This is a genomic window from Neobacillus drentensis, from assembly GCF_036962765.1.
Taxonomy (GTDB): domain Bacteria; phylum Bacillota; class Bacilli; order Bacillales; family Cytobacillaceae; genus Neobacillus; species Neobacillus drentensis_C.
Genome location: NZ_JBALOS010000027.1, coordinates 95,007 through 108,354 on the forward strand (window position 1 = coordinate 95,007; position 13,348 = coordinate 108,354).

At 38.6% G+C, this 13,348-nt stretch carries 12 protein-coding genes and 1 other annotated feature; of the genes, 7 read left to right on the top strand and 5 right to left on the bottom strand.

From position 1 onward, the window contains the following. Window positions 1-58: 58 nt before the first annotated feature. Window positions 59-277, top strand: a binding site (T-box leader). A 48-nt stretch (window positions 278-325) separates the two neighbouring features. Next, the gene (gene tyrS / locus V7137_RS04770; protein WP_335696995.1) at window positions 326-1,579 is read left to right on the top strand and encodes a tyrosine--tRNA ligase; all 1,254 of its coding nucleotides are present in this window, start codon (window positions 326-328) and stop codon (window positions 1,577-1,579) included. A gap of 118 nt (window positions 1,580-1,697) precedes the next feature. Then, entirely contained in the window at window positions 1,698-1,886 is a 189-nt protein-coding gene (locus V7137_RS04775) for a DUF6954 family protein (protein ID WP_335696996.1), read from the top strand. A gap of 149 nt (window positions 1,887-2,035) precedes the next feature. Here V7137_RS04775 and V7137_RS04780 read toward each other — a convergent pair whose 3' ends face one another. Next, window positions 2,036-3,283, bottom strand: a complete 1,248-nt coding sequence (locus tag V7137_RS04780) for a cation:dicarboxylate symporter family transporter (RefSeq protein WP_335696997.1) — start codon at window positions 3,281-3,283, stop codon at window positions 2,036-2,038. Window positions 3,284-3,491: 208 nt separating this feature from the next. Here V7137_RS04780 and V7137_RS04785 point away from each other — a divergent pair, with 208 nt between their 5' ends. Both V7137_RS04785 and V7137_RS04790 read left to right on the top strand, forming a co-directional pair. Continuing rightward, window positions 3,492-4,721 (top strand): sensor histidine kinase, encoded by a 1,230-nt coding sequence (locus V7137_RS04785; RefSeq protein WP_335696998.1) that lies wholly within the window; start codon window positions 3,492-3,494, stop codon window positions 4,719-4,721. 6 nt (window positions 4,722-4,727) lie between these two features. Beyond that, the gene (locus V7137_RS04790; RefSeq protein ID WP_335696999.1) at window positions 4,728-5,654 is read left to right on the top strand and encodes a response regulator; all 927 of its coding nucleotides are present in this window, start codon (window positions 4,728-4,730) and stop codon (window positions 5,652-5,654) included. Window positions 5,655-6,560: 906 nt separating this feature from the next. On the opposite strand, the gene V7137_RS04795 is transcribed toward V7137_RS04790, so the two are convergent. Both V7137_RS04795 and V7137_RS04800 read right to left on the bottom strand, forming a co-directional pair. Beyond that, window positions 6,561-7,025 carry a low molecular weight protein-tyrosine-phosphatase gene (locus V7137_RS04795; protein ID WP_335697000.1) on the bottom strand — a complete coding sequence of 155 codons (465 nt, stop codon included), beginning with the start codon at window positions 7,023-7,025 and terminating at the stop codon, window positions 6,561-6,563. A gap of 109 nt (window positions 7,026-7,134) precedes the next feature. Then, on the bottom strand, window positions 7,135-7,221 hold the full coding sequence (locus V7137_RS04800; protein WP_335697033.1) for a YjcZ family sporulation protein: 87 nt from the start codon (window positions 7,219-7,221) through the stop codon (window positions 7,135-7,137). A gap of 465 nt (window positions 7,222-7,686) precedes the next feature. Here V7137_RS04800 and V7137_RS04805 point away from each other — a divergent pair, with 465 nt between their 5' ends. Further along, a complete protein-coding gene (locus tag V7137_RS04805) occupies window positions 7,687-8,589 on the top strand; it encodes an SH3 domain-containing protein (RefSeq protein WP_335697001.1) in 903 nt (300 codons plus the stop codon). A gap of 373 nt (window positions 8,590-8,962) precedes the next feature. Here V7137_RS04805 and rpsD read toward each other — a convergent pair whose 3' ends face one another. Beyond that, a complete protein-coding gene (gene rpsD, locus V7137_RS04810) occupies window positions 8,963-9,565 on the bottom strand; it encodes a 30S ribosomal protein S4 (RefSeq protein ID WP_335697002.1) in 603 nt (200 codons plus the stop codon). Between the two features lie 393 nt (window positions 9,566-9,958). On the opposite strand from rpsD, the gene V7137_RS04815 reads away from it, so the two are divergent. Together V7137_RS04815 and megL are read left to right on the top strand one after the other, a co-directional pair. Then, window positions 9,959-11,389 carry a sensor domain-containing diguanylate cyclase gene (locus V7137_RS04815; protein ID WP_335697003.1) on the top strand — a complete coding sequence of 477 codons (1,431 nt, stop codon included), beginning with the start codon at window positions 9,959-9,961 and terminating at the stop codon, window positions 11,387-11,389. Window positions 11,390-11,487: 98 nt separating this feature from the next. Next, window positions 11,488-12,672: a methionine gamma-lyase gene (gene megL / locus V7137_RS04820; RefSeq protein ID WP_335697004.1), complete on the top strand. Its 1,185-nt coding sequence runs from the start codon at window positions 11,488-11,490 to the stop codon at window positions 12,670-12,672. Window positions 12,673-12,902: 230 nt separating this feature from the next. Here the strand turns inward: megL and V7137_RS04825 are convergent. Next, window positions 12,903-13,348, bottom strand: a 446-nt coding sequence (locus tag V7137_RS04825) for a GAF domain-containing protein (protein WP_335697005.1), incomplete at its 5' end; no start/stop codon positions are given.

The following is a 13,348-nucleotide window of genomic DNA, read 5'->3' on the forward strand; positions in this document are numbered from 1 at the left end:
TTAAACGGGTTGATAAACTAATACGAAAAACAACAATCAATGCGAAAATAGCCTTTAATAAAAAGCTGTGAAGGGAACCAACTGTAGTTCTTCTATCCCTGTTTGTAGAGAGTCAGCGGTGGTGCAAGCTGATACATATAGAAGAATGAATTACTCCCCTGAGCTTTCTCTGTGAAAATGAATTAAAAGTAGCGGAGAACGGCATAAACCGTTAATTTTTTGAGTTGGAGGAATTTTCCTCAAGCTGGGTGGTACCGCGTAAATTTACGTCCCTGCATTTTTGCAGGGGCGTTTTTATTTTTTGACCAAATTGGAGGGAATATGAATGGATTTATTACAGGATTTAGCGTGGAGAGGAATCATCTATCAACAAACCGATGAAGAAGGTTTGAAGGATTCATTAAGTAAGGAACAAATTTCATTATATTGCGGTGTTGACCCTACTGCTGATAGTATGCATATCGGCCATTTACTGCCGTTTTTAACATTAAGGAGATTTCAACAGCACGGGCACCGTCCGATTGTACTAGTCGGTGGAGCGACAGGCTTAATTGGCGATCCAAGTGGAAAAAGTGAAGAACGAAAGCTGTTAACACTTGAAACTGTTCAAGATAATGTAGCAGGTATCAAGAAACAGCTAGAATCTATTTTCGAATTTGAAGGCAAAAATGGGGCAGTCATGGTTAATAACTATGATTGGGCAGGGTCAATGGATGTCGTTACCTTCTTGCGTGACATTGGAAAACATATCGGTGTCAACTATATGCTTGCAAAGGATACGATTGCATCAAGGCTTGAGACAGGTATTTCATTCACTGAATTCACCTACACCATTTTACAAGCGATGGATTTCCTGCATTTATATGAGCATCACAATTGTAAATTGCAAATTGGTGGAAGTGATCAGTGGGGGAACATAACCTCAGGGTTGGAATTAATCCGCAAAGTACAGCCAGAAGGCTCGAAGGCATATGGGTTAACCATTCCGCTTGTTACAAAAGCAGACGGTACAAAGTTCGGAAAAACAGAAAGTGGAGCGGTTTGGTTAGATCCTGAAAAAACAACACCTTACGAATTCTACCAATTCTGGATTAATACCGCTGATGCTGATGTCGTTAAATACTTGAAGATTTTCACTTTCTTAGCGCACGAGGAGATCGAACAATTAGAAAAAGCTGTTCAGGAAGAACCGCATCTTCGTAAGGCCCAAAAGGTATTAGCAGAAGAACTGACTCGTTTGATTCACGGTGAAGATTCCTTACAACAGGCAATTAAAATTTCTCAGGCGTTATTTAGCGGGGATGTAAGAAGCCTTTCAGCTTCGGAAATCGAGCAGGGCTTTAAAGATGTACCAGCGTATACTTCACAAAATGAGGAGAATTTGGTCGATCTTTTAGTTGCGGCGAAAATTTCTCCATCCAAGCGTCAAGCACGTGAAGATATTGCTAATGGAGCAGTCACTGTTAATGGCGAAAAAATCACAGATACCGCTTACGCACTAGCGGATACAGATCGGATCGAAGGACAATTTACGATTATTAGAAGAGGTAAAAAGAAGTACACATTAATCAAATACTAATAGGAGAAGGGCTTTGGAGTTCAAAGCCCTTTTTTTGGCTGCAACAGAATCCTTGTAACAACGTGTTAAATGTATTCGTCTAATATACAAAGGAAATAGCTGTCTGGGGGTGAATCAAGTGAAATTTTTACTACACTTCATATATATCATTCTCATCGCATTAGTGACATTTTTCGGATTAGGTCCTGTGTTCTTTGCAGACGGTGTTTTACAAGAAAGACTTTGGACTGCCGCTATTGTTATCGTTATTTATATCATACTAGCGTATTTATATCGGAAATCAATCCAATGGGTCAATCGACGATAGAAAAAGACCCAGTCCTTGGCGTGGTATTTCTGTCTTTAAAATGCAGTTTTTTAGACACTTTCTGCTCCATCTCTAGAATATTGTCTATAAAAACCAAAAAGGCACAACTAGCTATTATCCACTAGTTGTGCCTTTTCCAGTATGATCGCTTATGCAGCTTGTTCTTCGGGGTGTTCTTTGACTTTATGACCTTCCCATTTTGTGATAACGATAGCAGCTAGTGAGTTGCCAACAATGTTTACACATGTACGGGCCATGTCCAGCAGCCTGTCTACGCCTAAAATAAACGCTAAGCCCTCGACTGGAACACCGACACTTCCTAAGGTTGAAAGCAGGACGACAATTGAAACACCAGGGACACCTGCAATCCCTTTTGAGGTAACCATTAAAATAAGGACTAATGTAATCTGATGTCCAATGCTCATATGAATGCCATACATTTGCGCGATGAACAGTGCTGCAATCGCCTGATACAAGGTTGAACCATCGAGATTAAAGGAATAGCCAGTCGGAATCACGAATGAAGTAATTCCTTTCGGACAGCCGATTCGCTCCATTTTTTCCATAATTTTCGGAAGGACGGTTTCCGAACTTGCTGTGGAATACCCTAAAATTAATTCGTCTTTCAGGTAAGCTAATAGCTTGAAAATATTATAGCCGGCTATTTTCGCAACAATGCCTAGGACCACAATAATAAAGAATATCATTGCGCCATAAACGGTAACAACCAATTTTCCGAGCGGTATTAATGATTCCAGCCCAAATTTCGAAACCGTAACCCCAATTAAGGCAAACACTCCAAATGGAGCAACCTTCATAATCTGATTGGTTACAAAGAACATCGCATCAGCAGTACCCCTAAAAAACGCGATAATCGGCTTGCCTTTTTCACCGATTGCCGCAACGCCAAGTCCAAACATTACGGAGAAGAAAATAATTGCCAACATGTCCCCATTTGCGAACGCCTGCACAACATTAGTCGGTACGATATTCACAAATGTATCAATTTTGGAGTGTGACTCCGTTGCTTTTTCAGTCGTTACATAGGAGCTGATGTCCGCTTTAACGAGTTGTGAACGGTCCACGCCTGTACCAGGATGGAAAACATTGGCGATTAACAAACCAACAACGATTGCAATCGTTGTAATAATTTCAAAATAAAGTAGCGTTTTTCCGCCGAGCTTCCCTAACGATTTCATATCGCCCGTACCGGCCACACCGACAACAAGGCATGAAATAACAATCGGCACGACAATCATTTTAATTAATCGTAAAAAGATGTTTCCAATCGGCTGTAAAAATTGCTCAACATGCGGATTTCCGAAAAAAATTGCACCCACAATAATCCCAAGAATTAAACCAATAAAAATTTGCCATGCTAAACTAATTTTTTTCACTCACTTCTCTCCCATCGATAAGTTTTTTGATACTATTATAGTAGAATATAGTTTGTAAACGTTTCCACATTTACATCATACCTGCAGTACTACGATAAACTACAAAAAACTACAAAAATGATTAAAAATATTTTTACAATTTATAATATTTTTTTTACGATAGAAAGGGAGTGATTGTATTCGCGATAAATTATTAGCGTATTTATTTATGATGATTGCTGTGCCCATTACTGGAGAATTAAAGTTTTACCCCTTAAGCGGTGCTGATTTAAGATTCAGCATGAGTACAACTGTATTCTTCTTCATTTTGTTATGGTCACGAAAAATCCATCCCATTTTAGCCGGCTTTTTAACGGGAAGTGCGGTTGTTTGTTTTCGGATTATTCTGGACAAGGTACAGGTTGGCTCATTCGATTTCCCTAACCATTTTCCCGTGTTTTTTTATTACATGGTCTTCGGCATGTTTTTCCATATTTTCAAGGTGAAGAAATTGTATCATCGGCCGCTACTCATTGGTCTGCTTGGCATGGTGCTCGAAATCATGGGGAATGTTACCGAAATGACCATTCGCCATTTTACAACCGATATGAAAATGACAACCTCGAGCTTCTTGATTATTATAGGGGTAGCGATCATCCGCAGCTTCTTTGTCCTCGGTTTTTTCAATACCATCTTAGTGCGGGAAACTAGGTTGGCTGAAGAGCAGCAAAAAAAGCGGACCGAAGAGGTTTTACTATTAGTCTCAAATTTGCATGTAGAAATGTTTCAATTGGAAAAATCAGCGAGAGATGCGGAGAAGTTAACCAGCGCCTGCTATGCCATTTATCGTGATTTAAAAGCTCTAAACAATCAGAAACAAGCGCAAGCGATGCTGAAAATCGCCGGGGAATTACACGAGATTAAAAAAGATAATCAACGTATATATGCCGGTTTGTCCAAATTAATGGCCAAAGAAAAATTAGATGATTTTATGAACATTCAGGAAATCATTTCTGTTGCAACCATCTCGAATAAAAATTATAGTGAGTTGCTCGGGAAAACGATTGGTTTCCAGGTAAGAATTTCCGGTGAACATCCGGAGTACCGCACTTTTATCCTCCTTTCCCTAATCAATAATCTTGTCGCCAATGCTGTGGAAGCCATCCATCAGGAGGGACAGATTGTGGTAACGGTTGAAAAGGTTCAAGACCTAGTCAAAATAACGATAAAGGATAATGGAAACGGGATTTCTAAAAAAAACAAAGCGTATATTTTTGAACCAGGCTTTACGACGAAATTTGACCAAGCCGGAATCGCTTCTAATGGAATTGGTTTATCCTACACAAAAAGTGTCATTGAAAATCTTGATGGCAAAATTAACCTGATTGAGTCTTCAAAAGAAAAAGGAACAACCTTTGAAGTTCAGCTTCCGGTTGTAAATTTAATGAAAAAGGGGTGATTTACGGTGAAATTTTTTATTGTCGATGATACCCCCACTATCAGAGGGATGTTATCCAATATTATTGAAGAAGAGGGATTGGGTTCGGTGATGGGGGAGGCAGCCGACGGGGCTGAAGTAGATGCCCATACCCTCGATGTACAGGGAGTTGATATTCTAATGATTGACCTGCTCATGCCCATCAGGGACGGGATTGAGACAGTCAGAGAAATTGCTCCCTCCTTTCGGGGAAAAATCATCATGATCTCCCAAGTCGAAACGAAGGATATGATTAGCGAAGCGTATTCCCTAGGTGTCGAGCATTATATCACAAAGCCGATTAACCGGCTTGAGGTGGTAAGTGTCATTAAGAAAGTAAGTGACTATCTGTTACTGGAAAAATCACTTCATAACATTCAAAAGTCATTAAGTTTTTTAACTACGCACAATACAAAAAAACGGCTGTTTGAGAACACTCTCCCAAGTAAACAACCTTTGTTTCCGTCCTCTGCCAAAAGCATCCTGCTTGAACTTGGGATTGTTGGCAAAAACGGTGAAAAGGATTTGTTGGATCTTCTAGAAATTTTACATCAATGGGACATGGTGGGAAATCGGGAGCTCCTGCCTTTGAAGGATCTGTATGAGCAGGCGGCCAAAAAGCGGCTTGGTTCGTCCGTCTCTTCCGAGGAAATAAGAAAAGAAGCCAAGGCTGTGGAACAACGGATCCGCCGTATCCTCCAACAGGTGCTCGAGCATCTTGCTTCACTGGGATTAACCGATTATGCCAACCCAACATTTGAATACTACTCATCCAAATTGTTCGACTACACCCAAGTAAGAATGAAAATGCTCGAATTGGAAGGAAAAAGCCACACCGCAACTACCCGAATCGACATCAAAAAATTCCTCTATGCTTTACAAATGGAGTCAAAAGGCAGACTATCACATAGGTAGATTGCTCTCGTTCAAACAAGTACCCTCTTGGGAAAAACAAAAAAGGGCCAGGACGGCCCTTTTAAATGTTTGCAGTAATAGATGTTTTAAAGAATTTTTTCTTAACCACGAATGTCATGAAGAAAATAATCACAAGCAATCCATAAACGCCACCGGCTGTTTAAGTAATTTCATTCACAAGTATTCAGTGAAAAAGTAATTGATATTTATAAAATGAAAATTCTTATTTGTTACTATTTAATAATAAATGCGATAATGCCCAAAGCAATAAGTGCTTTCAGACTATACCAAAAAGATTTCAATTAAAACTTCATAAAAAAGATATTTTACAAAGAGCTGCCTTTTTGGTAGCTTTTGTTATTAAACTGCCATGAAAATAAACTTCTCTAACTTCGAAAAAAGACAATACCAAAGAAGACCCTTCTCATTCGTTTAAAAAAATGGAGAGAGCCACAATTCATTGATCTCTGGATTGGATTGACTGGATTAAGAACCAGTATGGACAGTTCACTATATTTTCATTCTCTGTGGTGAAGCACTGATTTTGCGCTTCATAGATGGCTAACGGGTGTTCAGCCAACATGGTTATAAATATAATTGATCATCCTTAAAAGTATCGATAAAGCCCTTGCACACTTGGGAAGATGACGTTCCCTTAGTCATAACTATATCAACATCAGATTGAAAAGTTGCATCAAGTACATCTAACATCTTAATCTCCGAAATCGGATAAGGAAAACATCACTGACTTCGGCAGAAATTGTAGCTCCGATAACAGCGACCACTACGTTATCGCACAGGTGTTGTTGAAATTTTTGTTTAGTAACCGTATTTTACAATTTCAAAAAATGGGTTTAGTGAAATAAAAACTGTTTTGATCATCGGATTAAGATGGATACCTTGTTGTTATAAGTTTTGTTCGCTGCGTATTTTCTTGATTAATGCCCGGCAGCCCGTTGAAACAAGACGATAGGTTTCATCAAAATCACCTGTGAAAAATGGATCGGGGACATCTTTCCTGTATTTGGTCAGGTCGAGCAGCCTAATGATCTTTGGATGATTTGGCTTGCCGATTATCCTATAAATATTTTTTATGTTGCTTTCGTCCATACCGATAATATAGTCAAACTTCCAATTGTCTTCTTTCTTTAGTTGGCGACCTACAAGCCCAGTACAAGAGATATTGTATTTCTTTAGAATATTAAGAGTTCCCTCGTGCGGAGGGAAGCCGATTTGCCATGAACTGGTTGCAGCGGAATCAACTGCAATTTTGTTAGTCAAATTTTCTTTTTTGATTAAGTCGCGAAACAAAGCTTCAGCCATCGGTGAACGGCAAATATTCCCCAGACATACAAATAAAACGTGAATCATGTACTTAACCCCTTTTAATTTATCTTATTTTTTCCATTTAAACAGAATTACAAAATATGGATTGGACTGTTGTGTTGTTTTTCACGCCACCAGCCATTATTGGAATCTTTTAACACCAAGTTGCTCCATCGATGACAAGAAGTATAAACAATACAATGATTAGTGCAAAGCTAGCTCCGTATGCACCCTCTGCCATGTAAAGGGCCACCTTTCCATCGTAATTCCAAAGTATGTACAAAACAGAAATATGGAACGGCGCTAGTTCCCAAGAAATCCTTGTGATTTGTCTTTCATTATTTAGTGTTAAAATTTGTGTAACAGCTGAATTGTAAAGAGTTTCACTTAAGCTAAAGGGTGCATGAGTTGAGGAAGAGCAGTTCTTGAAGCCTAACCAGGGATTTTATTTTTGCGTGATACAGAACGTTTGTTTGTGTATAATAAGGATGATAAAACCAGGGAGGTGACCGAAATGGCAATACGAGACCGAGGTAAATTAAAATGGCAGCCGGACTTATTCATGCCGTTAGCATTCGAAATGAAGCGTGAGAAGTTAAACAATTATTTCACCTACTGCTTTAATTCCTATTGAAATAGAATGATATAATCGTTCTATAATAAAAAATAAATAAGTTACAATGACTAGAATGGAGAATGAAAGTAGATGTTTAAAAAGGGATTTGCAATCTTTGTTGCAATGTTTGTTTTATTTACAGGATTTCATGTGGTTAAACCGGTTCATGCTGCGACAAGCGTAACAAAATATGTCACAGCGACTGCATTGAATGTCAGAACTGGTCCGGGAACGACCTACAAAGTGGTAACAACTGTTAAGAAAAACCAAGCTGTAACAGTTTCACAAACTAAAGGTTCTTGGGATAGAGTAACTGTTGGTGGTAAAACAGGTTGGGCATCCAATCAATACCTAACGACTAAAAAACCCGCTGCCCCTACACCGCCTAAGAATTTGGCGGAAGGTTTAAAGACAGTAGGAAGCAACAAACAGTTAATTCTTGTCACTTCTAATGGCTACAATACCTCTAATGCTAAAATTCGTACATTTGAGAGGAATTCCCAAGGCAAATGGGTTCCTGTTTTAACCACAACAGGCCATATTGGTAAATATGGATTTGCCACTGCCGCAAGTATGCGTGAAGGCGGTAAAAAGTCTCCAATTGGGAAGTTTACATTTGGAACCGCATTTGGACGTTATGGAAATCCAGGAACCAAAATGACATATAGAAAAATCACAAGCGATGATGTTTGGGTAGATGATCCAACTTCAAAACTTTACAACAGTTGGCAATCAAGAAGTAAAACACAAGGGCAGTGGAAGAGTGCTGAAAACATGAATATCGCAGCTTATACCTATGGTTTCGTTATCAACTACAATACACAGCGAACTCCGTATAAAGGTAGTGCGATCTTCTTCCACATTGGAAGTGGCTATACACTGGGATGTACCTCAACTACTCAAACGAATGTTGTCAACATCTTGAAATGGTTGGATCCTAAAAAGGATCCAGTCATCATTCAAACTCCGATTAAGGAGCTAAATAAATACTAATTTTCCATGGAGAAACAAAAAAAGCCAACAGAGTATTTTTCTGTTGGTTTTTTTGTCTAAACCATTTAGGTTATTTAACTGTTTCTTTGTCAGTGGAATAAAAACATTTGGAAGCACCCAATGTGGTGCTTTTTCTTTTGCTCCAAATCAAACGAACTAAAGAAGATGTTGATCCATGAAAGATTTACGGTCTTTTTTTATGTACCTTATAATATTTAGAACATAGATATTAAAGTCATGATATTACCAAAGCCTTTTTCTTTGGGGGAGAATACAATATTCTACTAAGCAGAGTAAAAATAAAAAGCCCTAGAAACGTTGATATAACGCAGTTTCTAGGGCTTTTGTGATTGCTATTTAATAAGCAAATCAATTAACGTGAGTAGAACTCGACGATTAGTGTTTCGTTAATTTCAGCAGGTAATTCAGAACGCTCTGGTAAACGAGTGAAAGTACCTTCTAATTTGTCAGCATCAAAAGTTAAATAATCAGGAACGAAGTTATTTACTTCGATTGATTCTTTGACAACATCAAGGTTACGTGATTTTTCACGAACGCTGATTGTTTGACCAGCAGTTACGCGAAATGATGGGATATCAACGCGTGAACCGTTAACTAAGATGTGGCCATGGTTAACTAATTGACGTGCTGCACGACGAGTGCGAGCAAGACCTAAACGGTAAACAACATTATCAAGACGTGATTCAAGAAGAACCATGAAATTTTCACCGTGTACGCCGCTTAATTTGCCAGCTTTATCAAAAAGATTACGGAATTGACGCTCAGTTACACCATACATGTGACGAAGCTTTTGCTTCTCTTGTAATTGTAATCCGTATTCAGAAAGCTTTTTGCGTTGGTTTGGACCATGTTGTCCAGGAGCGTAAGGACGCTTTTCTAATTCTTTACCTGTGCCGCTTAGAGAGATTCCAAGACGACGGGAAATTTTCCAGCTAGAGCCAGTATAACGAGCCATGAATGACTCCTCCTTAGTGTTTTTATTTTGGTAAAATAAAAACCGTTATGAGACTCTTTGACAGCCATTTTATTTTCATGCACCTTCGCCCTAGCAGCTAAGGGTTACAAGATACACCATCATTTAAAGGCTATCTACCTTTATGAGGAATAAAATGAGACAATTCAAAGTGAACACAATAGGCTGCAATATTTTACACAAAGAGTATTATATAATTTTTATACTAAGAAAGTCAAGAATAATTTCTAGAAGTAGTGACGCGTGAATTTTTTGTCGGAAAGATTATTTCATAATGTTAATAAATTATTCAAATAAATATCGCCAAAGTGTCTGAAAATTAACTATAATTAGGGTACTATGTATATATATGGAATTAGATCGGGTGAAACCTTAATGGATATTCTCGAAATTGATTTAGAATGGCAAATAAACAGATTTAAACAGTTAATACAGATTACAGAATCACTTCATTCATTTCTGGATGTAGAGACCCTGTTGGGAGAATTATGTGTAAAACTAAAGGAGTTTTATCCTGACTTCTCGTTTTCCTTATTGCTTTCACAGGATACATACAGCCACAATGATCTCCCGATTATTGACCTTGAATATGATAGTGAAAATATTGCAGCCATTAAAGCCTATGTATCAGGGGAGCTTCAATTTGAATACATTACTTCTGCTATTAACCATACCATTATATATGCACCCCTAAAAGGGAAACAAGTAACCTGTGGGGTCTTGCAAATAATCACAACTCCAGCGACTGAATTCCCTGAATATGAGCTAGAATTTCTTCAATTACTGGCAAGTGCTGCAGGGAGTTCATTGGAAAATGCCCATCTCTATCAACAATCAAAGCAAGAAATCTCCAATTTGCAATTAATAAACGAAACTTCTCATTGCTTAAATTCAAATCTGCGTTTAGTTGATACGATGACATATATGTCCGAACAAATTATTTCTTCCATCCATGCACAAGAAGTTGGGTTTTTCTTATTCACAAACGAACATGCTGAGGTAAAAATACTCCCAGGCTCAACACCCTACTTTTATACGCAACAAGCCCAAATTTATATTGATTATTTAAGTGGAAAGATTGAATTGGAGAAAAATCCTTTGTTTATTGGAGATTGCAACCTCAACAATATAAAAAATCCTAGATTTCATTCGATTCTGGCGATTCCAATGATTCATAGCGAAAAACTAAAAGGTTTTTCCATTGTGATGCATCAAAAGCCATATTTCTTTTCCTTTGATACATTTAAACTCCTTCAGTCTCTTATCCATCATTCATCACTTGCACTAACAAATTCCATGCTCAGAGAAGAGTTAGAGCATATGATTATTACAGATCATCTTACGAAACTCCATTCACGCAAATTTTTGGATGAAAAGATTCAGCGGTCTATGAAAGAGTCAGAAGAAGGTACCTTTATCCTCCTGGATATTGATAATTTTAAAGAATTAAATGATACATACGGTCACCAGGTGGGAGATAAAGTTCTTGTTCAGGTAGCAAACCTTATCAAAAGAAATATCCGAGGAGAAGATATCGGAGCCCGCTGGGGTGGAGAAGAGTTAGCACTTTATCTTCCTGGTGTCCCCTTAGACAAAGGTGCAGCTGTTGCTGAAAGAATAGTGAAAAAAATATCCGAATCTTCGGATCCACATGTTACAGTATCATGTGGGGTTTCATATTGGAACAAGCAACGGCTTGATGCATACAACTTCTTATTTAAACGAGCAGATGAAGCGCTGTATATTGCAAAAGAGACTGGGAAGAACAAAGTCGTCATTCAAGAGCAAAAAATAAGGGTTGGTTAAGAGGAGGGCACTCATTTATGGTGCCCTAACGATATTTACCTAACCAACATAATATATACGAATAAATGAAAACGTTTTCAAGCAGAAAGGAGTCCAAAATGGGGAAAAAGAAATCACGGTTTGAAACGGAAGTTATTCATTCAGGCTACCGGACAGATGAACATCAAGATAGTTTAGTTCCCCCGTTATATCAAACATCCACGTTTACTTTTTCAAGTGCGGAACAAGGAGAAAGAAGGTTTGCAAGTCAGGAAGAGGGATTTATTTATTCACGCTTAGGAAATCCAACGGTGAAAATATTGGAAGAACGGATGGCAGTCCTTGAACAAGGTGAAGCAGGCTTAGCGTTTTCGTCAGGAATGGCTGCCGTCAGTGCAGTGTTAGTGGCCTTAACAAAAACAGGGGACCATATCCTTTGCTCGCAAGGAGTATATGGTTGTACATTTGGGTTGTTAGAGTTATTAAAAGAGAAATATGGAATTGATCACGACTTTTCTTTAATGAATTCAAAGGAAGCATTAGATCAAGAAATCCGACCAAACACCTCATGTATCTATATTGAAACGCCAATAAACCCTACAATGAAGCTGGTAGATTTGGAAATGGTGGCAATGATAGCGAATAAAAAGGGGATTCCCGTTGTTGTTGATAACACATTTTGTTCCCCATATTTACAAACCCCTCTTACTCTTGGTTGTGATGTTGTCATTCATAGTGCAACAAAATATATCTGCGGACATGGGGATGTTATTGCCGGGCTTATCATTGGAAAGAAGGAGTTTATTAGACAAGTGTCAAGGACCACCCAAAAAGACATCGGTGGGGTGATCTCTCCTTTTGATGCATGGCTTCTATTAAGAGGGTTGAAAACACTGCCAGTACGCATGGACCGCCACTGTGAGAACACCATTAAACTGTTTGAATTTTTGAAAAGGCATCCGAAAATCGAATCGATTTATTTTCCCGGCAATCGGGAACATCAAGATTATTCAATCGCAAAAAAACAAATGAAACAACCTGGCGGACTTATTTCGTTCACTATAAAAGGTACAAAAGAAACGGCACAACAGTTAATAAATCAATTACAATTAATTAAAATCGCAGTTAGTCTCGGTGACGCCGAGACGTTAATACAACATCCTGCAACGATGACCCATGCTGTGGTACCAGTGGAGGAGAGAAGAAAAATGGGGATTGCTAATACGCTGCTGCGGCTATCTGTTGGTTTAGAAGCATGGGAGGATATCCAAGAAGACCTCGAACAGGCACTGGAAAGGATTTAAAATAAGGCTATGACAAAGGACATTGTTGATTTATTCACTTTATTGATTGGAACGAATACAGTGAGACTTCTTCGGGAAAAGCTTGTCTTTTGAGACCCCGCAGACGCTAAGCGCCGATGAGGCTCCCGGACTGCCCACGGAAAGCGAAGCTTCTTTCTCTCCAATCAACAAGCAAGTTTAACAGTTCCAAAATAAAAAGAGCACAGGGGAAATTTCCTCTGTGCTCTCTTCTATACATGCTGAACTAAAACAGCTACAAATTCTTCCAGTTTTTGTTGATCTAACGTATCAAAGCGGTTCTTTTCAGGAGAATCAATATCAAGAACTCCAATAAGCTGTCCATCTTTGACCATTGGAACAACAATCTCTGACTGGGAAGCTGCATCGCATGCAATATGACCAGGAAACTGATGAACATCAGGAACAAGAACTGTTTCTTTTTTTAAGGCAGATGTTCCGCACACACCTTTACCAACCGGGATTCGGACACATGCAGGAAGACCTTGGAATGGGCCTAATACTAATTGTTGATTTGTATCCATTAAATAGTATCCAACCCAGTTTATGCGGTCAAGTAATTGGTTTAGCAGGGCACTGGCATTACTGAGATTGGCAATTTGATTGTTCTCATCATGAATAAGAGCATGCAGTTGCTTTATGACAAGATTATAATTTT